The sequence below is a fragment of the Pseudomonas cavernicola genome, assembly GCF_003596405.1.
GTDB classification, from domain to species: domain Bacteria; phylum Pseudomonadota; class Gammaproteobacteria; order Pseudomonadales; family Pseudomonadaceae; genus Aquipseudomonas; species Aquipseudomonas cavernicola.
On sequence record NZ_QYUR01000002.1, the window covers coordinates 1,070,943 to 1,094,219 of the forward strand.

Below are 23,277 nucleotides of genomic sequence, written 5' to 3' on the forward strand. Positions count from 1 at the left end.
CGCAGTAACAGCCGCAGGCTGGCCCGAAGGGCGAGCGCAGCGAGTCAAGATGGCTGAGGACGCGGAGTTTACGAGTTGTAAATGAGCAGTCCGAAGCCATTTTTAACGTAGCATCACCGAGAGCAGCAGATTATGAGCAGGCTCTGAGGAAAGACAGGGATGAAGATCATCATTCTCGGCGCCGGCCAGGTCGGCGGCACCCTGGCCGAACACCTGGCCAGTGAGCACAACGACATCACTGTGGTCGACACCGACGGCGACCGTCTGCGCGACCTCGGCGACCGCCTCGACATTCGTACCGTACAGGGCCGCGGCTCCTTCCCGACCGTGTTGCGCCAAGCTGGCGCCGACGATGCCGACATGCTGATCGCGGTGACCAACAGCGACGAAATCAACATGGTCGCCTGCCAAGTCGCCTACACCCTGTTCCACACTCCGACCAAGATCGCCCGGGTGCGCGAAGCCGCGTACCTGACTCGCGCCGGCCTATTCGACAACGAAGCGATTCCGGTCGATGTTCTGATCAGCCCGGAACAGCTGGTGACCAACTACATCAAGCGCCTGATCGAATACCCAGGCGCCTTGCAGGTGATCGACTTCGCCGAAGGCAAGGCCCAGTTGGTCGCGGTCAAGGCTTACTACGGCGGGCCCTTGGTCGGTCAGCAGCTGCGCCAACTGCGCCAGCATATGCCGAATGTCGACACCCGGGTGGCAGCGATCTACCGCCGCGACCGGCCGATTCTGCCGCAGGGTGACACGGTGATCGAGGCCGACGATGAAGTGTTCTTCATCGCCGCCAAGGGCCATATCCGCGCGGTGATGAGCGAGATGCGCCGTCTCGAGGACAGCTACAAGCGCATCGTCATCGCCGGCGGCGGGCATGTCGGCGAGCGCCTGGCCGAGGCCATCGAAAGCCGTTATCAGGTGAAGATCATCGAGATGAATCCGGGCCGTTGTCGCGCGCTCTCCGAGACCCTGGACAGCACCGTAGTGCTGCAGGGCAGCTCTTCCGATAAGGATTTGCTGGTCGAGGAAAACATCAATGAGGCGGACATCTTCCTCGCCCTGACCAACGACGACGAGGCCAACATCATGTCCTCGCTGCTGGCCAAACGCCTCGGCGCACGCAAGGTGATGAGCATCATCAACAACCCAGCCTATGTCGATCTGGTGCAGGGCGGCGAGATCGATATCGCCATCAGCCCGCAGCTGGCCACCATCGGCGCCCTGCTGGCCCACGTGCGCCGCGGCGATATCGTCAGCGTGCACTCGCTGCGGCGCGGGGCGGCGGAGGCCATCGAGGCCATTGCCCACGGCGACGCCAAGTCGAGCAAAGTGATCGGCCGCGCCATCGAAGACATCGCTTTGCCACCGGGCACCACCATCGGTGCGCTGGTGCGTGACGAAGAGGTGCTGATCGCCCACGACGATACGGTGATCGAGGCCGGCGACCACGTGATCCTGTTCCTGGTCGACAAGAAATACATCCGCGATGTCGAGCGGCTGTTCCAGGCCGGCCTGACGTTCTTTTAGCCACCTGAGACGAGTTTCGGAGGCGAGATGCTCGAGTCACTGGAAAAAATGCTCGCCAAGGGCGTGGATAACGCCCTGCTGCGCTTCGGCCTGGGCAAAGGCTATCTGGATCTAGGCGACTACCCTCGCGCCGCCGAGCACTTGCAGCGCTGCGTCGAGTTCGACCCGAAGTATTCCGCGGCCTGGAAGCTCCTCGGCAAGGCTCACGAAGGCCACGCCGATCATGCCGGCGCCCGCCGGGCCTGGGAGCAGGGCCTGGCCGCCGCCCAGGCGCACGGCGACAAGCAGGCCGAGAAGGAAATGGCGGTGTTTCTCAAGAGGCTGGCACGCCAGCATCCAGACTCCTAAGAGTCGGCGCTAGCGCTCGATAAAGCGTAGCCCGACCCCCTCGGGGTCGACCCGCATCACTTCCATCAATAACAGCGGCGCCTCGATTGGCAAGTCCTGCACTTGGCCAGTGACCTGCGTGCCTTGAGCCAGAGCCACCAGCGCCGGGTGTTTGACATACACGCCCGCGTCGGAAAGGTCACGCGTCAGCGCGATCAGCTCACCAAAACTCGGGTGACAGATTTTGATTCGGCACTTCATCGACGTACGTGGAGATTGTCGCTGGTTGGACATAAGCCCTGCCTTCCTGGTCAACAGTCCTTGGTTAATAGTGCAAATCCTCGCGCGCTCCTAGCTCTCCAGCGAAAACCACCCCTTCTCAGTACCAGCGAGCCTCACCTTCCGGACGCTTCTTGAAGCGTTTCATGCTCCACATGTATTGGCTCGGGTAAGCCCGTACATAGCTCTCGACCACCTGACTCATGGCCGCCACGGCGGTTTGCGGGTCTTCGCTATACATCGCCTCGGGAGCCGCCTCGAGGATCACCTTGTAGCCAGAGCCATCCTCCAGGCGCAGCGCATGCAGGAACACCCCCACCGCCTTGCCGCCGGCGAGCATCCCCGGAACGAATTTGCTGGTTAGCGCCTGCACCGCGCAGAAGGGCACGAAGAAGCCAGCCGAAACGCTCGGCTCGGGGTCGGCGGGAATCCCCACCGCGCCGCCTTTGCGGACTTCCTTGATGATGCTGAGGATGCCTTCCTTGGTCGAAGGCGCCACCCGATTGCCGAGCTGCACGCGCTGTTTGCGCAGCAACTCATCGACCGCCTTGAGCTTCGGCGGGCGGTAGAAAATGATCGGTTTGCACAGGTTGCAATAGTAGTGGTTGAGCACTTCCCAGTTGCCCAGGTGGCTGGTGATGCCGACCACGCCCTTGCCGGACGCCAGCGCCGCCTGCAACACCTCCAGACCTTGCACTTCACGCACCAGCTTGAGGGACTTCTGCGCCGGCCAGACCCAGGCGCAGGCGCTCTCGGTCAGCGTCCTGCCGATGTCCATCAGGCTCTGGCGCAGCAGGCGGTCATGGGCAGCAGCATCCAGCTCGGGAAAGCATTTGCTCAGGTTGATGCTCGCCACCTCGCGCGAGCTGTTCGGCAGTCGCCACATCAGCCAACCAATCGCGGCGCCGAGGCCTTGCACCACCCGCCAGGGCAGGAGGGCGAAGAGGCGCAGAAAGCCCACCACTAGCGCACCTTTGAACTTCTCCACAGGCAACTCCTGATATTCGAGAGGCGGGTATTGTAACCAGCTTGCGACCGGCGGTGGATGTGCCAGCTCTGGCCCGCCCGACAAACTCCTAGCTCAGCTCGGCGTAACGCACGCAATCGGTGGTGTGATCCATGACCATCCCGGCCGCCTGCATATAGGCGTAACAGATGGTCGGACCGACGAAGGTGAAACCGGCCTTTTTCAGCGCCTTGCTCATCGCCTCGGCCTCCGCCGTAACTGCCGGCACCTGGCTGCGATCCTTGAAATGATTGATCTTCGGCGCCCCGCCAACGAAGGACCAGAGCCACGTCACCGGATCCTCCAACTGCTGCCAGGCCTGGGCGTTCTGCCGGGCGGCATTGAGCTTGAGCCGATTGCGGATGATCCCCGGATCGAGCAAACGCTCCTCGATCTCGGTGTCGCTCATCTGCGCCAGGCGCTGCACGTCGAAGTCGAACAGCACCTCACGGTAGCGCTGGCGCTTCTTCAGCACGGTGATCCAGGACAAACCGGCCTGGAAGCCTTCCAGCAACAGCAGCTCGAACAGCTGTTGCGGATCGCGCAGCGGCACACCCCATTCCTGGTCGTGGTAAGCCGTATACAGCGGGTCATCGGTACACCAGAAGCAGCGTGGCATAAGGCTCCAGGGGGTAGAGGCGAGTGGGAATCGGGTATACTCCCGCCCTTTCTGTCGCAGCCTCAGTACAGGTGAATTTCGTGAGCCAGCCTACGCCTGCCGTGCGCACCTTCCAAGACTTGATCCTCGCCCTCCAGCAATACTGGGCCGAGCAAGGTTGTGTGGTGCTTCAGCCCTACGATATGGAAGTCGGTGCCGGCACTTTCCACACCGCCACGTTTCTGCGCGCCATCGGCCCGGAAACCTGGAACGCCGCCTACGTGCAACCCAGCCGTCGCCCAACTGACGGCCGTTATGGCGAAAACCCGAACCGATTGCAGCACTACTACCAGTTCCAGGTGGTATTGAAACCAAACCCGGACAACTTCCAGGAACTGTACCTGGGCTCGCTCAAGCACGTCGGCCTCGACCCGCTGGTGCACGACATCCGTTTCGTCGAAGACAACTGGGAATCGCCGACCCTCGGTGCCTGGGGTCTGGGCTGGGAAGTCTGGCTGAATGGCATGGAAGTGACTCAGTTCACCTACTTCCAGCAGGCGGGCGGCATCGAGTGCTACCCGGTGACCGGCGAGATCACCTATGGCCTGGAGCGTCTGGCCATGTACCTGCAGGGAGTCGACTCGGTCTACGACCTGGTCTGGACCGACGGTCCGTTCGGCAAAGTGACCTACGGCGACGTGTTCCACCAGAACGAAGTCGAGCAATCGACCTACAACTTCGAACACGCCAATGTCGAGAAACTGTTCGAGCTGTTCGACTTCTATGAAAGCGAAGCCAAGCGCTTGATCGAACTTGATCAGCCGTTGCCGTTGCCAAGCTACGAAATGGTCCTCAAGGCCTCGCACACCTTCAACCTGCTCGATGCTCGTCGTGCAATTTCGGTCACCGCGCGTCAGCAGTACATTCTGCGTGTACGCACTCTGGCGCGTTCCGTGGCACAGGCCTACCTGCTGGCCCGGGCCAAGCTGGGCTTCCCGATGGCGACCCCGGATTTGCGTAATGAAGTGTTGGCTAAGCTGGAGGCTGCACAATGAGTGCTCAAGATTTTCTGGTTGAACTGGGCACCGAAGAGCTGCCACCCAAAGCCCTGAAAACCCTCGGCGATTCCTTCCTCGGCGGCATCGAGAAAGGCTTGAAAGCCGCCGGCCTGAGCTACGGCGCCAGCCACGTATATGCCGCGCCACGACGCCTGGCGGTGTTGATCGAACAGCTGGCTGTCCAGCAGCCGGATCGTAGCGTCAACCTCGACGGCCCGCCGCTGCAGGCCGCCTTCGACGCCGAAGGCAAGCCGACCCAGGCCGCCCTCGGCTTCGCCAAGAAATGTGGCGTCGAGCTGGCCGAGATCGACCAGAGCGGTCCGAAGCTGAAATTCAGCCAAAGCATTCCCGGGCAGCCCGCCATTGGTTTGCTGCCGGGCATCGTGACGGTTTCATTGAACGAACTGCCGATTCCCAAGCGCATGCGCTGGGGCGCGCACAAGGAAGAATTCGTCCGCCCAACCCAGTGGCTGGTGATGCTGTTTGGCGATGCGGTGATCGACTGCGAAATCCTCGCGCAGACAGCTGGGCGCGAATCCCGTGGCCACCGCTTCCATAACCCGGACAAGGTGCGCATCAGCAAACCTTCGACTTACCTGGAAGACCTGCGTGGTGCCCATGTGCTGGCCGATTTCACCGAACGCCGTGAGCTGATCAGCGCCCGTGTCGCCGAGCTGGCGGCCGAGCAGCAGGGCACAGCTATCGTTCCCGCCGACCTGCTCGATGAAGTCACTGCCCTGGTCGAATGGCCGGTGCCGCTGGTGTGCTCCTTCGAGGAACGCTTCCTCGCCGTACCGCAGGAAGCCTTGATCACCACCATGCAGGACAACCAGAAATACTTCTGCCTGCTGGATGGCAGCGGCAAGTTGCTGCCGCGCTTTATCACCGTGGCCAACGTCGAAAGCAAAGACCCGGCGCAGATCATTTCCGGCAACGAGAAGGTCGTGCGGCCGCGTCTCACCGACGCCGAGTTCTTCTTCAAGCAAGACAAGAAGCAGAAGCTGGAAAGCTTCAACGAGCGCCTGGCCAATGTGGTGTTCCAGGCCCAACTCGGTTCGGTATTCGACAAGGCCCAGCGGGTTGCCGGGCTAGCGGCCTTTATAGCCGACCGCACCGGTGGCGACGCCCAGCGTGCGGCCCGCGCCGGCCTGCTCTCCAAGTGCGACCTGGCCACCGAGATGGTCGGCGAGTTCCCGGAAATGCAGGGCATCGCCGGTTACTACTACGCGCTGAATGACGGCGAAGCCGAAGATGTGGCCCTGGCGCTGAACGAGCAGTACATGCCGCGCGGTGCCGGCGCCGAATTGCCGACCACCCTAACCGGTGCGGCCGTCGCGGTCGCCGATAAGCTGGATACTCTGGTCGGAATCTTCGGTATCGGCATGCTGCCGACTGGCAGCAAAGACCCCTATGCGTTGCGCCGCGCGGCCCTGGGCGTGCTGCGAATTCTGATCGAGAAGCAACTGGATCTGGATCTGGCCGAGGCCATCGCCTTCGCCATCCAACAGTTCGCCGACAAGGTCAAAGCCGAAGGTCTGGCGTCCCAGGTGCAGGACTTCATCTTCGACCGCCTGCGTGCCCGTTACGAAGACGAAGGCGTGGAGGTCAGTGTGTATCAGGCCGTCCGTGCGCTGACGCCAACGGCGCCGCTGGACTTCGATCAACGCGTACAGGCGGTACAAGCTTTCCGCGCCCGTAGCGAAGCGGCAGCACTGGCGGCGGCGAATAAGCGCGTCTCCAACCTGCTGAGCAAATTCGACGGCCAAGTACCGGCCAGCGTGAACGTCGCACTGCTGCAAGAGCCTGCCGAGCAGACCCTGGCCCAGGTGGTTGCCGCAGCCTCCCAAGCCGTCGCGCCGCTGGCGGCTGCCCGCTGCTACCGCGAAGCCTTGGAGCACCTGGCCAGCCTGCGTGAGCCAGTCGATGCCTTCTTCGAGGCGGTGCTGGTCAACGCCGATGATGCCGCGGTCCGCACCAATCGCTATGCGCTGCTGGCGCAATTGCGCGGGCTGTTCCTCGGCGTCGCCGATATTTCGTTGCTGGGCTAAGCCGTGAAGTTGCTGATTCTCGATCGGGACGGGGTGATCAATTACGACTCCGACGCCTATATCAAGTCGCTGGAGGAGTGGATCCCGATTCCCGGCTCGATCGAGGCCATCGCGCAATTGAGCCGCGCCGGTTGGACGGTGGCAGTCGCCACCAACCAGTCCGGCCTGGCGCGCGGCTATTACGATCTGCCTACGCTGGACGCCATGCACACGCGCCTGCATGAGTTGGTGGCGGAGCAGGGCGGTGAACTCGGTTTGATTGTGTTCTGCCCGCATGGGCCGGATGAGGGCTGCGACTGTCGCAAACCAAAACCGGGCATGCTGAAGACCATCGCCGCGCATTACCGCGTTGCACTTGCCGGTCTGTGGTTCGTCGGCGACAGCAGGGGTGACCTGGAGGCGGCGCTGGCCGTCGATTGTCAGCCCGTATTGGTGAAAACCGGTAAAGGCCAACAAACCCTGGGCAACGCTGTGCCTGCGGGCACCTTGATATTTGACGATCTGGCGGCGGTTGCCGCACAGCTACTCCACTCCCACTAGGCGGGCAATGCCCGCGACGGATAAAGCTCACATGTCGACAGTGCAGGCCATCAGAATCTTTCTCTTCTACCTGCTGCTGTCCACCAGTGCTTTGCTCTGGTGCAGCCTAAGCTTTTTTATCGCGCCCTTTCTGTCGTTCAAGGCGCGCTACCATTTCATCAACGTCAACTGGTGCCGCTTCGCGGTGTGGCTGACGGCGGTGATGCTCGGCATTCGCTATGAAGTCAGCGGTGCGGAAAACGTCCCGAAACAGCCCTGCGTGATCCTCTCGAAACACCAGAGCACCTGGGAAACCTTCTTTCTCTCCTGCTACTTCGAGCCGCTCAGCCAGGTGCTGAAACGCGAGCTGTTGTTCCTGCCGTTCTTCGGCTGGGCGATGGCCATGCTGAAACCCATCGCCATCGATCGGGATAACCCGAAAGCTGCCCTCAAGCAGCTGGCCAAGCAAGGCCATGAGCGCTTGGAGGCGGGCATCTGGGTGTTGATCTTCCCGGAAGGCACCCGGGTGCCCGCCGGGCAGATCGCTAAGTTCTCCCGCGGTGGCGCGGCGCTGGCGGTGAACGCCAACTTGCCGGTGCTGCCAATTGCGCATAACGCCGGCGAGTTCTGGCCGAAGCAGGGCTGGGGCAAACGCTCCGGCACCATCCGGGTGGTGATTGGCCCGCCGATGTATGCCGAAGGTACGGGCCCACGCGCCATTGTCGAACTGAATGACCGTGCCTATGCCTGGGTAGAGCAGGCCCAGCGCGATATCGGCGCCTTGCCGGCCAGCGCGCCCGCAAGCGAAGCCGCGGCGCCATTCTAAGTCACGTCAGCCCCCTCAGAGCGTTGTCGGCGGCCCGACAATGCTGTCGATAAACAGCGCGAACAGCTCCGCCTGCGAGGACACCGCGAGTTTGGCGTAGAGGTTCTTGCGGTGCATCCGCACCGTTTCGGGCGAGATATCCAAGACCCGCGCAGTCGACTTCGCCGAGTGACCGCGGAGGATCAGATGGCTGATTTCACGCTCGCGTTCGGTCAGCACGGCATTGCCGAAGCTCATGAAGGCCTCTGCAATCTGTGTGTTCAGCGTCGTTGCGGGTAGCTCCTGGGCCGCCTGGAACTGCTCCACCGCCAGCGCCGATCCCAGTTGCTCGGCCCAGTGCTGCAACACCAACTGACGCACCAAGGGTTCGGCGCAACGCAGCAACGCTAGCTGCGCCGGGCTAAACCGGGATGCGCTCAAGCCCTGGTACAAGCAGATGGATATCTTGCTCTGCGCGCTCAGATCGACGATGTAGTAGCTGTCTTCCACCGAGCCGGTTTTCAGGTAGTAGGTCTTGTAATACTCACTGCTGAAAAAGTTATCCGGAGCGATTTCCGAGAGATGGTAGAAGCCTTCGACCAGACCATTTTCAACCGCCAGACAAAACGGATCGAGCATGTAGCCCCGCGAATAATAGCGGCTGATAAGCGCCGCACGGCGTTCCAGTGGAATTCCGCACTCATACAGCAACAGCGGCGGCTGGCCCTTGCGCTCCAGGCTAATCAGCACCGACTCGATGGGCGTCAGCTGCTGCAGCGCAGCGCAGAGAACGGCCGGAAACTCGCTGCTATGCAGCGCCATCAGTGCCCCCGCGAGGCCTGCGTGCCACGCATGCAGGGCGTCCAGGGGGAGCGATGGCAGGTTGGACTCAGTCATGCGCTGGAGTCTACTGAGCGCGCTGCGGCGACGCAAAACTTGCTCGACGCCGAGCGCCTCAACTACTGCTCCGCTAGGTGCTGCCGCGCTTAGCCGACGGGGAATCACCATTGACCGTTGCGGCGCAGCTCCTCGGCCGTCTCCAGGATGCACTCGCGCAAGATCTCGACGATCTCATCCACCTGCGCGTGGGTGATGATCAGCGGCGGCGACATCACGTTGAGGTGCACGATCGGCCGCACCAGTAAACCTTTCTGCTGAGCGCGCAAGTGAATCTTCTCGCCGATGTTCAGCGCCTCCGGAAACAGCGTCTTGCTCTGCTTATCGGCGACGAATTCGACACAGGCCATCAAGCGCTTGCAGCGCACATTACCCACCAGCGGCAGGTCGCTGAGGGTGGCCAGACGCTGCTCCATATAACGGCCGACGTCTTCGACGTGCGCCAACAGGTTTTCCTGCTCGATGATCTCGATGTTTTTCAGCGCGGTGGCACAACACACCGGGTGCCCGCTGTAGGTGAAACCGTGGGTGAAGCAGCGGCCCTTGCCCGGCTCGCTGATCACCGCCCAAATGCGCTCCGAGAAGATGCAGGCGCCCAGCGGCAGATAACCGGAGGTCAGGCCCTTGGCCGTGGTGATTATGTCCGGCTGCACGCCAAACACCTCTTCAGTGGCGAAGAATTTCCCCAACCGACCGAAGGAGGTCACCACCTCGTCCGAGACATACAGCAGGTCATAGCGTTTGCATACTTCCCACATCCGCCGGTGGTAACCCTCGGGCGGAATGATCACCCCGCCCGACCCCATGATCGGCTCGGCGAAGAACGCCGCGACATTATCGGCACCGATGGTGAGGATCTTGTCCTCGAACTCGTTGACCAGGAAGTCGAGGAATTCGGCCTCGCTCATGCCCGCCGGCGCGCGGTAGTAGTTGGGGCAGGAGATGTGATGGATCTTGTCGCTGAGAAAATCGAACTCCGGCGCCCGGTCGGCCGCCTTGTTGCCGATCGACATGGTCAGGTAGGTGGAGCCGTGATAGGCGCTGAAGCGCGAGATCACATGCTTCTTCGCAGGCTTGCCGCGGCTGTTCTGGTAGAACTGCACCAGCCGGTAGGCGGTATCCACTGCGGTCGAGCCGCCGGTGGTGAGGAACACATGATTCAGATCGCCTGGGGCCAGGCTCGCGAGCTTCTCGCAGAGTTCGATGGCGACCACATTGGCCATGTCCGAGAAGGGATTGGAGTAGGCCAGCCTGCGCACCTGATCGGCGATCACCTCGGCCATTTCCGTCCGCCCCAGGCCGACGTTGGTGCACCACATGCCGCCCACCGCATCGAGGTAGCGCTTGCCCTCGGTGTCGTAGATGTAGGCACCGTCGCCGGCGCTGATGTTCAACGAGCCCTGTTCGCGATGCTCATCGAACACGTGATAACCGTGCATATAGTGCGCCTTGTCGGCGGCGACCAGTTTTTCCTGGTCGAACTGTTTGAAGAACTCTGGGGCTGGAATGGCCATGACTTTTGCCTCTTACCGATAAACCTTTGCCGGTTCATCCAGGCAAAGGGGTAACCATGGCGGTGCCTGGGCACCACCTTCAACTGGAAAATTCGGAGTGTTGCTAGCCTATTTGCCGGTCTTCACCGTGTTCCACGTTCGGGTGACCAGACGCATGCTTTTCGCCGACGGGGTCTGCTGCGCGAACAACCGTTCACGCGTCTGCGCGTCGGGATAAATCGCCAGGTTTTGCCTGATCTCGGGATCGATCAACGGCGTTGCCGCCTGGTTGCTGTTGGCGTAGCGGATGTAGTTGGTCACGTCCGCCATGACCTGCGGCTGCAGCAGGTATTCGATGAACTTGTGAGCGTTCTCGGGGTGCGGTGCATCGCTGGGGATGTAGAAGTCGTCGAACCAGATCAGCGAGCCTTCCTTGGGAATGAAGTAGTCCAGGTTGACCTTGATCCCAGCCTCCTCGGCGCGCGCCATGGCCGTGGCGTAGTCGCCCGACCAGGTCATGGCCATGCACATATCGCCATTCGGCAGGCCGCTGAGGTAGCTCACCGAGTCGAACTTCTTGATGTAAGGGCGCACCGACAGCAGCAACGCTTCGGCGGCCTTCAGGTCCTCCGGCTTCACGCTGTTCGGGTCGCGGCCCAGATAGGTCAGCGCCAGCGGAATCACCTCGGTCGGCGCGTCGAGCAAGCTCACCCCACAGTCGGCAAAGCGTGACACCACTTTCGGATCGAAGATCATCGCCAGCGAGCCAATCGGCGCGTCCGGCATGCGCGCTTTGATCTTGTCGACGTTGTAGGTGATGCCGTTACTGCCCCAGGTATAAGGCGCCGAATACTTGACCCCGGGATCGTAGGTCTCGAGGCGCTGCAACACGTTTGGATCGAGGTTGTGCCAACTAGGCAGTTTGTCCTTGTCCAGCGGCTGAAAGACCTTGGCCTGAATCAAAGGCGGCACCAGGGAGGCATTCAGCACCACCAAGTCATAACCCGAGCGGCCCGGCAACAACTTGCCCTGCACGGTTTCATAGGAATCGAAGGTGTCATAAACGACCTTGATTCCGGTGGCCTTCTCGAAATTAGCCAGGGTGTCTTCGCCGATGTAATCCGACCAGTTATACAGCCGGAGCGTATTACCGGTCGCCGACTCTGCGCTGTGGCTCAATTTCGGCAAAGTCGCGAGTGATGCGCTGAGTACTGCCGCGAGGATTTTCTGCATGTCAGTCCCACCTTCTTATCGTTCTCACCTCGAATAGCGCTTTGCCCGCCCAGGTGCAGCGAGTGTGAGCGGCCACCTGCACTATCCGGCAGCCTCGCCACTCCCGCCATAACCCTATTGGGTAGGTGGCTGGAACCTGTGAGTCGGTCACTCTATTGCGACACCGGCAGGCCACGTCCATCCAGCAGTGCGCCAGCGGACAGCGGGCTCTGCGCTGTCTAAGCGCTACAACAAGACCAGCAGGGCTGGGTAAGCATGACTCTGTGGGTACGGAGCGAGGCTGGTGTTGTGCCTACGAGTAGCGGTGCTCTCGTCCCTCCTAAAACCCATAAAGTTCAGAGAAATAACTGATGTAGAAATAAAAAAGCCCCGGCTGTACCGAGGCTTTTTTATTTCTGAACACTTAATGTGCCCATCGACAGCCCATTAGAAGTCCAGGTTGGAAACTGCCAACGCGTTACTTTCGATGAACTCACGACGCGGTTCTACTTCATCGCCCATCAAGGTATTGAAGATCTGATCGGCACTGATTGCGTCTTCGATGGTCACTTTCAGCATGCGGCGGGCATCCGGGTCCATGGTAGTTTCCCACAGCTGGCTCGGGTTCATTTCGCCCAGTCCTTTATAGCGCTGGATGCTGTGGCGCTTGGTGCTTTCCGCCAGCAGCCAGTTCAAGGCGTCCTTGAAGGTGCTCACCGGTTTCTTGCGCTCACCGCGTTTAACGAAGGCGCTTTCTTCCAGCAGACTGTTCAGTTGCTCACCCAGGCTGGTAACGGTTTTGTAGTCGTTACTGGCGAAGAAGTCGCGGTTGAAGGTGATGTAGTTGGATACACCATGGGAAATCAACTCGACTTCCGGCAACCACAAATGCCGCTCCTGGTCTTCCCGCAGGTTGGTTTTATAGACCAGCCCGGACTTCTCGACGCCACGCAGGCGCTCGTTGAACTGCTCCAACCAGCCTTGCATCGAGCTCTGGTCAGCCAGGTTATCGAGGCTGACTGCCGGCAGGTAGACGAAGTGCTCGGTCAGCTCCTGCGGGTACAGGCGCGACAAACGCTTAAGGGTCTTCATCACCATGCGGAAGTCGTTAACCAGGCGCTCCAGCGACTCACCGGCGATACCAGGGGCGTTCTCGTTGACATGCAGGCTGGCATCTTCCAAGGCCGACTGGGTCATGTACTCCTCCATGGCCTCGTCATCCTTGATGTACTGCTCCTGCTTGCCCTTCTTCACTTTGTACAACGGCGGCTGAGCGATATAGATGTAGCCACGCTCGATCAGTTCAGGCAACTGGCGGAAGAAGAAGGTCAGCAACAGGGTGCGGATGTGCGAACCGTCGACGTCAGCATCGGTCATGATGATGATGTTGTGGTAACGCAGCTTCTCGATGTTGTATTCGTCGCGGCCAATACCACAACCCAAGGCGGTGATCAGCGTGCCAACTTCCTGGGAAGAAATCATTCGGTCGAAACGTGCGCGCTCGACGTTCAGAATCTTGCCTTTGAGCGGCAGAATAGCCTGGGTTTTCCGGTTACGCCCCTGCTTGGCTGAACCGCCAGCAGAGTCCCCTTCCACCAAGTAGAGTTCAGAGAGAGCGGGGTCTTTCTCCTGGCAGTCGGCCAGTTTTCCGGGCAGACCGGCAATATCCAGTGCGCCTTTGCGCCGGGTCATCTCCCGCGCTTTACGCGCGGCCTCACGGGCACGGGCGGCGTCGATCATCTTGCCGACCACTGCCTTGGCTTCGTTGGGGTTTTCCAACAGGAAGTCGGAGAAGTACTTACCCATTTCCTGTTCGACCGCGGTTTTCACCTCGGAGGAGACCAGCTTGTCTTTGGTCTGCGAGCTGAACTTCGGGTCCGGTACTTTCACCGAAATGATCGCGGTCAGGCCTTCGCGGGCATCGTCACCGGTGGTGGCGATTTTGTGCTTCTTCGCCAGGCCTTCCTGTTCGATGTAGGTGTTCAGGTTACGCGTCAACGCCGAGCGGAAGCCGGCTAGGTGCGTGCCACCGTCGCGCTGCGGGATGTTATTGGTGAAACACAGCAGGTTCTCATTGAAGCTGTCGTTCCACTGCAACGCCACTTCCACGCCGACACCGTCGTCACGTTGCACGTCGAAGTGGAATACCTGGTTCACCGGAGTCTTGTTGGTGTTCAGGTATTCGACGAAGGCGCGCAAACCGCCTTCGTACTTGAACAGTTCTTCCTTGCCACTGCGCTCGTCCTTGAGGACGATGCCGACACCGGAGTTGAGGAAGGACAGTTCGCGCAGGCGTTTGGCCAGAATATCCCAGCTGAAATGAATGTTGTGGAAGGTCTCGGCCGACGGCTTGAAGTGAATCTCGGTGCCGGTCTTATCGGTATCGCCAACCGTCTGCATCGGCGCCTGGGGCACCCCATGCACGTAGGTTTGCTCCCAGACTTTGCCACTCCGGCGCACGGTCAACAGCAGCAACTCGGACAAGGCGTTCACTACCGAAACGCCCACGCCGTGCAAGCCACCAGAGACTTTATAAGAGTTGTCGTCGAACTTACCGCCGGCGTGCAGCACGGTCATGATGACCTCGGCGGCGGAAATACCTTCCTCTTTGTGGACGTCGACCGGGATGCCGCGACCGTTGTCGCGCACGGTGATGGACTCATCCGGGTGGATGGTGATGCTGATGTCGTTGCAATGGCCGGCCAGTGCTTCGTCAATCGAGTTATCGACCACCTCAAACACCATATGGTGCAGGCCGCTGCCATCGTCGGTATCCCCGATATACATACCGGGACGCTTGCGTACGGCATCTAGCCCTTTCAGCACTTTAATGCTGGAGGAGTCGTACGTTTGATTTTCGCTCATGCCTTCACTCCCGATGGTCGTGGGTCTGGGTGATACGGCCATGTTCCACGTGGAACATGGCTACCGGCGTATCCGTGCGCCAGCTGCCCCGCAACAATTCATGGTCTACACAGGTGATAAAAACCTGGCAGTTCAAATCTTCTAACAATCGACACAAGGCCTTTCGGTGCTGCTCATCCAGTTCTGACGGCAAGTCATCCACCAGATAAATGCACTGGCCGCGACGGGCCTGACTGACCAGATGCCCCTGGGCAATTCGCAATGCGCAGACCACCAATTTCTGCTGGCCGCGAGAGAGAATTTCCGCCGCATTATGCGCACCGAGCCTCAGCCTGAGGTCTGCCCTCTGAGGGCCCGCTTGAGTATGTCCAAGCTGCTGATCACGGAGGAGGGAGGTGGCTAGCACTTCATTCAACTCGCGCTCTTTATCCCAGCCGCGATAATAGCTAAGCGACAACCCCTTGAGTTCAACCAGTTCGGCGAGGATGCGCTCGAACACCGGTTTCAGTACCTGAATGTAGGCTCGCCGATAACCGTCAATTTCATCGCTCGCCAGGCACAACTCACGGTCCCAGGCCGCCTGTGAAGCGGCGTCAAGTGTACCATGCCGTAGCCATGAGTTTCTCTGCCGCAGGGCCTTCTGTAGGCGCTGCCAGGCCGGTAGAAAGCGAGGTTCCACGTGGAACACACCCCAATCGAGAAACTGCCGCCTAATCTTCGGCGCACCTTCGAGCAAGCGAAAACTATCCGGATTGATCAGTTGCAGTGGCAGTGTCTCGGCCAATTGCGCAGCACTGCGCGCATTCTGGCCGTCGATGCGAATCTGAAACTCCCCCTGGCGATCGCGGGATATCCCCAAGCTGCTGTGGCCACCTTCAGCCAACTCAACCTGACCGAATACCGTACAGGCCAATTGCTCGTACTGAATAACCGGGAGTAAACGCGCACTGCGGAAAGAACGGGCGAGACCCAGCAAATGGATGGCTTCCAGCAGGCTGGTCTTACCGCTGCCGTTAGCGCCGTGAAGGATGTTGATGCGGGGGGAGGGGGAGAGGGTCACCGGGTGTAGATTGCGCACCGCGGTGACCGTGACGCGACTGAGGGACATCTAGGCTCTTTTCAATGTCAGCGTCAGAGACGCATCGGCATTACGACGTAAGCGGAATCGTCGTTGTCGGATTCCTGTACCAGCGCACTGCTGTTGGAGTCAGACAAAATCAGGCGAACTTGCTCCGTCGTCATCACGCCCAGCACGTCTAGCAGGTAGCTGACGTTGAAACCGATTTCTAGATTGCTGCCGTTGTAATCGACTGCCACTTCTTCTTCGGCTTCTTCTTGCTCAGGGTTGTTCGCCTGAATCTTCAGTTGCCCGGCCGCCAGTTGCAGACGGATACCCCGGTACTTCTCGTTGGAGAGAATTGCCGTACGGCTGAAGGCTTCACGCAGTGCCTGACGATCACCCAACACCAACTTGTCGCCACCTTTTGGTAGCACGCGTTCGTAATCCGGGAATTTGCCGTCGACCAGCTTCGAGGTGAAAGTGAACTCGCCGGTAGTCGCGCGGATATGGTGCTGCCCCAGAACGATGCTGACGGTGCCATCCTGCTCGGTGAGCAGACGCGCCAGTTCCAGAATACCTTTACGCGGGACGATGACCTGATGACGATCAGCCTGTTCGATACCGGCTTCCATCGAGCACATAGCCAGACGGTGACCATCGGTAGCCACCGCGCGCAAGACTCCGGTCTGCACTTCGAGCAACATGCCGTTCAGGTAATAGCGCACATCCTGCTGCGCCATGGCAAAACTGGTGCGCTCGATCAGGCGGCGCAACTTGCTTTGCATCAGGTTGAAGGTGAACGAACCAGGACCTTCCTCAACGGTCGGGAAATCATTCGCGGGAAGAGTCGACAAGGTGAAGCGGCTACGGCCGGCCTTGACCACCAGTTTTTGTTCATCGACACGGATATCGATCAGTGCGTCATTCGGCAAGCTTTTGCAGATATCCATCAGCTTGCGCGCCGGCACAGTGATCTCACCCGGCTCAGCCGGTTCTTCTAGCGCTACGCGGCCAACCAGTTCGACTTCCAAGTCGGTGCCGGTGAGCGACAGTTGCTGGCCTTCAACTACCAGCAACACATTGGACAGCACCGGCAAAGTCTGACGGCGTTCAACCACGCCGGCGACCAGTTGCAGCGGTTTCAACAGGGCTTCGCGTTGAATAGTGAAATGCATGGTCTCGTCCCTTGCCTCGTGGGCTGCGTTGTTTGGTATCAGGTGGTCAGCGTGCGCAGCAGGTTCTTGTAGTCCTCGCGGATGTCCGCGTCGGATTCCCTAAGTTCAGCAATCTTACGGCAAGCGTGCAATACCGTGGTGTGATCACGACCGCCGAAGGCGTCACCAATTTCCGGCAAGCTATGGTTGGTCAACTCTTTCGATAACGCCATAGCAACCTGACGCGGACGCGCGACAGAGCGCGAACGGCGCTTGGAAAGCAGATCGGAAATTTTGATCTTGTAGTACTCGGCGACCGTGCGCTGAATATTGTCGACGCTGACCAACTTGTCTTGCAGCGCCAACAGATCCTTCAACGACTCACGGATCAGCTCGATGGTGATATCACGCCCCATAAAATGCGAGTGGGCAATCACCCGTTTCAGCGCGCCTTCCAGTTCACGCACGTTGGAGCGAATGCGCTGAGCAATAAAGAAGGCCGCATCATGCGGTAGATCGACCTTCGCCTGGTCGGCCTTCTTCATCAAGATGGCCACCCGCGTTTCCAGCTCCGGTGGCTCCACAGCCACTGTCAGACCCCAGCCGAAACGCGACTTGAGGCGCTCTTCCAGACCTTCGATTTCCTTCGGGTAGCGGTCGCTGGTGAGGATCACCTGCTGGCCGCCTTCGAGAAGCGCGTTAAAGGTATGAAAAAACTCTTCCTGGGAACGCTCTTTCTTGGCGAAGAATTGAATATCGTCGATTAGCAGGGCATCCACCGAGCGGTAGAAACGCTTGAACTCGTTGATCGCGTTAAGCTGCAGCGCCTTGACCATGTCCGCAACGAAGCGCTCCGAATGCAGGTAAACCACCTTGGCATTCGGGTTCTTCTTTAATAGGTGATTACCCACGGCATGCATCAAGTGGGTTTTACCCAGACCAACACCGCCATACAGGAACAGCGGGTTATAGCCGTGCTTTGGGTTGTCTGCCACCTGCCAGGCCGCAGCGCGGGCCAGTTGGTTGGATTTACCCTCAACGAAGTTTTCGAAGGTAAAGGTACGATTCAGATAGCTGGTGTGCTTCAGCGCACCCTCCACTTGAACCGAACGCTCAGTGCGTACCGGCGCAGTCTGAGTGCTGGCTCCGGCCATCGGATCGAAGCTAGAGCGCGAAGGCTCATTCGCAGCAGCAGTAGTCGGCTCATCGCTACGGGCAACGCTACTTGCCGGCGCAGCAGCAGTAGTTACCGGCGCAGCAGGAGCAACGCGAGCAGCGGTACTGCGTTTACTCCCTATTAATAAGGAAAGCGCCGGCGCCATGCCCTCGCTGCGCTCCCCCAGCAACTCCAACAAACGGCCGAGGTATTTTTCGTTGACCCAGTCGAGGACGAAACGATTCGGCGCATAAATGCGCAACTCGTCGCTATCCGCTTCGACCTGCAACGGACGGATCCAGGTGTTGAATTGCTGGGCAGGCAGCTCGTCGCGTAGAAGCTCTACACACTGCTGCCAAAGTTCCACGGACACGGATATCCCCTAAGGTCGGAAAGGCCGCGAGGCCAAAAACAGCCGCCATTGTAGCGGCCAGAGAGAGAGTTATCCACATGAAGCGTGCGTTTTCAGCAAGTAAAATCAAAGCTTTACTCAACTTTTATGGGTTATGGACGGCACACACGAATCTCTGTGGATAACCTTTCGTAAGCTGCCTGGATAACCACTAGCGAAAGCGGGTGGATAACCGCTCTGTGCATAACTGGCCACTCTATCCCCAGCTTATCCGCTGGCACCGCACATGCAGAACACGGCTTCTCGACAACCTTTCGAAACGCTGAAAACCCTGCAGCGTATGGCCTGCGCAAGGTTATCCACAGAAAAATTCTCGCCTAAGAGTTATTAACATCACTAAAAAGATTTAAATATCTTCTTTCTTATTATTCTTTATCTGCACAGGAAAGGTTGGTTGGAAATTGACCTGACCGTCTGCTTTCTCTAGAATTGCCGGTCTCTTAAAACGGGGGCCATTCCGGCCCGTAGTCGACCACCCAGGTAACGCACCATGAAACGCACTTTCCAACCCAGCACTATCAAGCGCGCTCGCACCCACGGCTTCCGTGCCCGCATGGCCACCAAGAACGGTCGTGCAGTTCTGTCGCGTCGTCGCGCCAAAGGCCGTAAGCGTCTGGCAGTCTGATAATTCGGCACCGGTGGTGAGTCAAGACTTCAGTCGGGAAAAGCGCCTGCTGACCCCTCGACAATTCAAGGCCGTCTTTGACTCCCCCAGCGGTAAGGTTCCGGGTAAAAACGTCCTGCTCCTCGCGCGCAACAACGATCTTGATCATCCCCGCCTGGGTTTGGTCATCGGCAAGAAGAGCGTCAAGCTCTCGGTTGAGCGCAATCGCCTGAAGCGTGTGATTCGCGATTCATTCCGTCTGAACCAAGAGTCCTTGGCAGGATGGGATATCGTAATCGTCGCGCGTAAAGGCCTAGGTGATCTAGAAAACCCCGAACTCGCTCAACAGTTCGGCAAGCTCTGGAAACGCTTGGCACGCAGTCGGCCACGCCCGGAAGTCCTCACCGAAACGGGGGTAACCGACAGTCCCCATGCGTAAACTGGCACTCGCCTCGATCCAGGTTTACCGCTATGCCATCAGTCCGCTGATGGCCAGTCACTGTCGTTTTTACCCCAGCTGTTCCTGCTACGCGTATGAAGCCATCGAACATCATGGCCTCATGCGTGGTGGCTGGCTGACCTTGCGTCGGCTTGGTCGCTGTCACCCGTGGAATCCCGGTGGTTACGATCCGGTTCCAGTCGCCCCAACTTCCCGACCCCCTTCGATGGCCGAGTAATCATGGATATTAAACGCTCGATCCTGATCGCCGCCCTGGCAATCGTGTCCTATGTCATGGTTCTCAAGTGGAACGAGGACTACGGTCAAGCCGCGCTGCCAACTCCGAGTGCAGCCACCAACGGCGCTGCTTCCTCGTTGCAGGATACCCCTGTTGCGAATACCGCCAGTGACGATGTGCCGACGGCGAATGCTGCGCACAGCGAACCGAGCGCACCTGCGACTGCCGCGGCAAGCGACAAGCTGATTCGTGTCAAGACCGATGTTCTTGAACTGGCCATCGACCCTCGTGGCGGCGATATTGTGCAGTTGACTCTGCCGCAGTACCCGCGCCGGCAGGATCGCCCCGATGTACCTTTCCAGCTGTTCGATAACGGTGGCGAACGTCTGTATCAGGCGCAAAGTGGCCTGACCGGTGCCAACGGTCCGGATGCCAACAGCAACGGTCGGCCGCTTTACAACAGCGCGAAAAACTCTTACGCGCTGGAAGAAGGGAAAAACCAGCTGACGGTCGACCTGAATTACAGTGCCGACGGCGTTAACTACATCAAACGCTTTAGCTTCAAACGCGGCTTGAATCCGCAGTGTTCCGCCAAGGAACAGCAACAGAAAAAAACCGGCTGTGTCGATCCTTCGTCTTACCAGGTAGATGTCCGTTATCTGATCGATAACCAAAGCGCTCAGGCCTGGACGGGTAACCTGTTCGCTCAGCTCAAGCGTGACGCCAGCGACGATCCGTCCTCTACGACCGCCACCGGCACCGCCACCTACCTCGGTGCGGCACTCTGGACCAAGGAAGAGCCGTACAAAAAGGTGTCGATGAAAGACATCGATAAACAGCCGCTGAAAGAGACGGTCGACGGTGGTTGGGTAGCCTGGCTGCAGCATTACTTCGTGACGGCCTGGGTTCCTACTAAAGACACCAGCAACGTGGTGCAGACTCGTAAAGACAGCCAGGGCAACTACATCATCGGTTTCACTGGCCCAAGCTTGACTGTCGCGGCGGGCGCCAAGGCGGAAACTGCAGCGACCCTCTACGCCGGTCCGAAAAGCCAGGAATACCTCAAGCAGTTGTCCCCAGGTCTTGAGCTGACCGTCGACTACGGCATTCTCTGGTTTATCGCCCAACCCATCTTCTGGCTGCTGCAACATATCCACAGCCTGCTGGGTAACTGGGGTTGGTCGATCATCGCGCTGACCATCGTGATCAAACTGGCCTTCTTCCCGCTGTCGGCGGCCAGCTACAAATCCATGGCCCGCATGCGTGCCGTCGCGCCAAAACTGGCCGCTCTGAAAGAGCAGCATGGCGATGATCGGCAGAAGATGTCGCAAGCGATGATGGAGCTGTACAAGAAAGAGAAGATCAATCCGCTCGGTGGCTGTCTGCCGATCCTGGTGCAGATGCCGGTGTTCCTGGCCCTCTACTGGGTGTTGCTGGAAAGCGTGGAAATGCGCCAGGCACCCTGGCTACTGTGGATCACCGACCTGGCGATCAAGGATCCGTTCTTTATCCTGCCGATCATCATGGGCGCCACCATGTTCATCCAGCAGCAGCTGAACCCGACTCCGCCGGATCCGATGCAGGCCAGGGTGATGAAGTTGATGCCGATAATCTTCACCTTCTTCTTCCTCTGGTTCCCCGCCGGTCTGGTGCTGTACTGGGTGGTCAACAACTGCTTGTCGATCGCCCAGCAGTGGTACATTACCCGCAAGATCGAAGCAGCCACGAAGAAGGCCGCCGCCTGATTCAGCCCTGTTGCTGAGATAACGCAAAGCGCCCCCTAGTGGGGCGTTTTGCTATCTGCCCTTTGGCCATGAGAGCACCGCCATGATCACAGTTCGTGAAACCATCGCCGCCGTCGCCACCGCTCAGGGCCGTGCTGGCGTGGGTATCGTGCGCGTCTCCGGGCCACTGGCCGCCAGCATTGCCAAAGCGGTGAGCCAGCGGGAACTGAAACCACGCTACGCCCACTATGGCCCATTCCATGATGGCCATGACCAGGTGCTCGACGAAGGCTTGGCGCTGTATTTCCCTGGGCCGAACTCCTTCACCGGCGAAGACGTGCTCGAATTGCAAGGCCATGGCGGCCCGGTAGTTCTCGACTTACTGCTGCGCCGTTGCCTGGAGTTGGGCGCCCGTTTGGCCCGGCCGGGGGAGTTCAGCGAGCGGGCCTTTCTGAATGACAAACTCGACCTCGCTCAGGCTGAAGCGATTGCCGACCTGATCGAAGCCAGCTCCGAGCAAGCGGCACGCAATGCCTTGCGCTCGCTGCAGGGTGAGTTTTCCCGGCGTGTGCATGAGTTGACCGAGCGGTTGATTGCCCTGCGCATCTATGTCGAAGCCGCTATCGACTTCCCCGAGGAAGAAATCGATTTTCTCGCCGACGGCCATGTCCTGGGGCTGCTCGACGAGGTGCGCGCCGAGCTGGCGCAGGTGGTGCGCGAGGCCGGCCAAGGTGCACTGCTGCGCGATGGCATGACCGTGGTGATCGCCGGCCGGCCGAATGCTGGCAAATCCAGCTTGTTGAATGCCCTGGCCGGGCGGGAAGCGGCCATCGTCACCGAGATCGCCGGCACCACGCGGGATGTCTTGCGCGAACATATCCACATCGATGGCATGCCGCTGCATGTGGTGGATACCGCCGGCTTGCGCGACACCGATGATCAGGTGGAAAAGATCGGGGTAGAGCGGGCGCTCAAGGCTATCGGTGAAGCGGATCGGGTGCTGCTGGTAGTCGATGCCACAGCCCCGGAGGCCGCCGATCCCTTTGCCTTGTGGCCAGAGTTTCTCGATCAGCGGCCGGATCCGGCCAAGGTCACGCTGATTCGCAACAAAGCGGATCTGACGGCTGAAACCGTCGCCCTGGAGGTCGGCGCGGACGGCCACGTCACCATCAGCCTCTCCGCGAAATCCACTGATGGCTTGGATCTGTTGCGTGAACACCTGAAGGCCTGCATGGGCTACGAACAGACCTCTGAAAGCAGCTTCAGCGCTCGCAGACGCCACCTGCAGGCATTGGGCCTCGCCAGCGCATCCCTTGAGCATGGCCGTGCCCAGCTGACCCTGGCCGGTGCCGGCGAGCTACTGGCCGAAGACTTACGCCAGGCGCAACAGGCACTGGGAGAAATTACCGGCGCCTTCAGCTCCGACGACCTGCTCGGGCGGATCTTCTCCAGCTTCTGCATCGGTAAATAAACCCGTCATAGCGGCTGGTAAACCACCCAGCCGCCGCCTCGCTAAACCGTAACCATTCCCGATTCCCCTGTTTTCCTTCGAGAAACTTGGACGCTCTAGCGCTTCCCGGCCTCTCTGCGGGCGATTTTCGCCTGGAGAAAAGCTGGCAAAGCGATGGATAAGCCTTGTGGAAAACCGGGCCTGAGCCCGGTCCATAACCCGGTGATAAAGCGGGGGATAAAGTCCCCTGTGGATAACAGCCACTTTCATCCACAGCTTACGTACGGCTATCCAACAGGCAGAAATCAGGATCAACACAGGCTTTTGAAACGCTGTAAGCCTTGCAGAAATGGCTCTGCAGTGATCTATCCACAGAAAATCGGCTCATAAGTAATAAACA

The 23,277-nt window shown here is 59.5% G+C and carries 21 protein-coding genes; 11 read left to right on the plus strand and 10 right to left on the minus strand.

Annotated elements, in window-relative coordinates; translation table 11 throughout:
- Positions 1–159 precede the first annotated feature (159 nt).
- The gene (gene trkA, locus D3879_RS05340; RefSeq protein ID WP_119953033.1) at positions 160–1,533 is read left to right on the plus strand and encodes a Trk system potassium transporter TrkA; all 1,374 of its coding nucleotides are present in this window, start codon (positions 160–162) and stop codon (positions 1,531–1,533) included.
- Positions 1,534–1,560: 27 nt separating this feature from the next.
- Positions 1,561–1,881: a tetratricopeptide repeat protein gene (locus tag D3879_RS05345; RefSeq protein WP_119953034.1), complete on the plus strand. Its 321-nt coding sequence runs from the start codon at positions 1,561–1,563 to the stop codon at positions 1,879–1,881.
- Between the two features lie 9 nt (positions 1,882–1,890).
- Here D3879_RS05345 and D3879_RS05350 read toward each other — a convergent pair whose 3' ends face one another.
- From D3879_RS05350 to D3879_RS05360, 3 genes are all read right to left on the minus strand, one after another.
- Positions 1,891–2,154 (minus strand): PilZ domain-containing protein, encoded by a 264-nt coding sequence (locus D3879_RS05350; protein WP_119953035.1) that lies wholly within the window; start codon positions 2,152–2,154, stop codon positions 1,891–1,893.
- Positions 2,155–2,239: 85 nt separating this feature from the next.
- Complete coding sequence (locus D3879_RS05355) at positions 2,240–3,127, minus strand: lysophospholipid acyltransferase (RefSeq protein WP_119953036.1); 888 nt, start codon at positions 3,125–3,127, stop codon at positions 2,240–2,242.
- Positions 3,128–3,215: 88 nt separating this feature from the next.
- Positions 3,216–3,764: a DNA-3-methyladenine glycosylase I gene (locus D3879_RS05360; RefSeq protein WP_119953037.1), complete on the minus strand. Its 549-nt coding sequence runs from the start codon at positions 3,762–3,764 to the stop codon at positions 3,216–3,218.
- Between the two features lie 80 nt (positions 3,765–3,844).
- Between D3879_RS05360 and glyQ the strand changes: the two genes are divergently transcribed.
- The 4 genes from glyQ to D3879_RS05380 are packed head-to-tail and all read left to right on the plus strand — an operon-like array spanning position 3,845 to position 8,194.
- Positions 3,845–4,798 carry a glycine--tRNA ligase subunit alpha gene (gene glyQ / locus D3879_RS05365; RefSeq protein ID WP_119953038.1) on the plus strand — a complete coding sequence of 318 codons (954 nt, stop codon included), beginning with the start codon at positions 3,845–3,847 and terminating at the stop codon, positions 4,796–4,798.
- Positions 4,795–6,849 carry a glycine--tRNA ligase subunit beta gene (glyS, locus tag D3879_RS05370; protein WP_119953039.1) on the plus strand — a complete coding sequence of 685 codons (2,055 nt, stop codon included), beginning with the start codon at positions 4,795–4,797 and terminating at the stop codon, positions 6,847–6,849. Before glyQ ends, glyS begins: the two co-directional genes overlap by 4 nt.
- 3 nt (positions 6,850–6,852) lie before the next feature.
- The gene (gene gmhB / locus D3879_RS05375) at positions 6,853–7,389 is read left to right on the plus strand and encodes a D-glycero-beta-D-manno-heptose 1,7-bisphosphate 7-phosphatase (RefSeq protein WP_119953040.1); all 537 of its coding nucleotides are present in this window, start codon (positions 6,853–6,855) and stop codon (positions 7,387–7,389) included.
- 31 nt (positions 7,390–7,420) lie between these two features.
- Entirely contained in the window at positions 7,421–8,194 is a 774-nt protein-coding gene (locus D3879_RS05380; RefSeq protein ID WP_119953041.1) for a lysophospholipid acyltransferase family protein, read from the plus strand.
- Positions 8,195–8,209: 15 nt separating this feature from the next.
- Here the strand turns inward: D3879_RS05380 and D3879_RS05385 are convergent, their stop codons facing one another.
- From D3879_RS05385 to dnaA, 7 genes are all read right to left on the minus strand, one after another.
- Positions 8,210–9,070, minus strand: coding sequence for a helix-turn-helix transcriptional regulator (locus tag D3879_RS05385; protein ID WP_119953042.1), 861 nt, complete (start codon positions 9,068–9,070; stop codon positions 8,210–8,212).
- Between the two features lie 104 nt (positions 9,071–9,174).
- Positions 9,175–10,584: an aminotransferase gene (locus D3879_RS05390; protein ID WP_119953043.1), complete on the minus strand. Its 1,410-nt coding sequence runs from the start codon at positions 10,582–10,584 to the stop codon at positions 9,175–9,177.
- A 108-nt stretch (positions 10,585–10,692) separates the two neighbouring features.
- Complete coding sequence (locus D3879_RS05395) at positions 10,693–11,796, minus strand: polyamine ABC transporter substrate-binding protein (RefSeq protein ID WP_119953044.1); 1,104 nt, start codon at positions 11,794–11,796, stop codon at positions 10,693–10,695.
- A gap of 426 nt (positions 11,797–12,222) precedes the next feature.
- The gene (gene gyrB, locus D3879_RS05400) at positions 12,223–14,640 is read right to left on the minus strand and encodes a DNA topoisomerase (ATP-hydrolyzing) subunit B (protein ID WP_119953045.1); all 2,418 of its coding nucleotides are present in this window, start codon (positions 14,638–14,640) and stop codon (positions 12,223–12,225) included.
- A 4-nt stretch (positions 14,641–14,644) separates the two neighbouring features.
- The gene (recF, locus tag D3879_RS05405) at positions 14,645–15,748 is read right to left on the minus strand and encodes a DNA replication/repair protein RecF (RefSeq protein WP_119953046.1); all 1,104 of its coding nucleotides are present in this window, start codon (positions 15,746–15,748) and stop codon (positions 14,645–14,647) included.
- Between the two features lie 23 nt (positions 15,749–15,771).
- On the minus strand, positions 15,772–16,875 hold the full coding sequence (gene dnaN / locus D3879_RS05410; protein ID WP_119953047.1) for a DNA polymerase III subunit beta: 1,104 nt from the start codon (positions 16,873–16,875) through the stop codon (positions 15,772–15,774).
- A gap of 38 nt (positions 16,876–16,913) precedes the next feature.
- Positions 16,914–18,383 (minus strand): chromosomal replication initiator protein DnaA, encoded by a 1,470-nt coding sequence (gene dnaA / locus D3879_RS05415; RefSeq protein WP_119953048.1) that lies wholly within the window; start codon positions 18,381–18,383, stop codon positions 16,914–16,916.
- A gap of 529 nt (positions 18,384–18,912) precedes the next feature.
- On the opposite strand from dnaA, the gene rpmH reads away from it, so the two are divergent.
- The 5 genes from rpmH (at position 18,913) to mnmE (ending at position 22,898) form a co-directional block, all read left to right on the plus strand.
- Positions 18,913–19,047, plus strand: a complete 135-nt coding sequence (gene rpmH / locus D3879_RS05420; RefSeq protein ID WP_002551315.1) for a 50S ribosomal protein L34 — start codon at positions 18,913–18,915, stop codon at positions 19,045–19,047.
- Between the two features lie 13 nt (positions 19,048–19,060).
- Positions 19,061–19,465 (plus strand): ribonuclease P protein component, encoded by a 405-nt coding sequence (gene rnpA, locus D3879_RS05425; RefSeq protein WP_177412416.1) that lies wholly within the window; start codon positions 19,061–19,063, stop codon positions 19,463–19,465.
- Positions 19,458–19,703: a membrane protein insertion efficiency factor YidD gene (yidD, locus tag D3879_RS05430; RefSeq protein WP_119953050.1), complete on the plus strand. Its 246-nt coding sequence runs from the start codon at positions 19,458–19,460 to the stop codon at positions 19,701–19,703. Before rnpA ends, yidD begins: the two co-directional genes overlap by 8 nt.
- Positions 19,704–19,705: 2 nt before the next feature.
- On the plus strand, positions 19,706–21,448 hold the full coding sequence (yidC, locus tag D3879_RS05435) for a membrane protein insertase YidC (protein ID WP_119953051.1): 1,743 nt from the start codon (positions 19,706–19,708) through the stop codon (positions 21,446–21,448).
- An 82-nt stretch (positions 21,449–21,530) separates the two neighbouring features.
- Positions 21,531–22,898 (plus strand): tRNA uridine-5-carboxymethylaminomethyl(34) synthesis GTPase MnmE, encoded by a 1,368-nt coding sequence (mnmE, locus tag D3879_RS05440; RefSeq protein ID WP_119953052.1) that lies wholly within the window; start codon positions 21,531–21,533, stop codon positions 22,896–22,898.
- Positions 22,899–23,277: the final 379 nt, after the last annotated feature.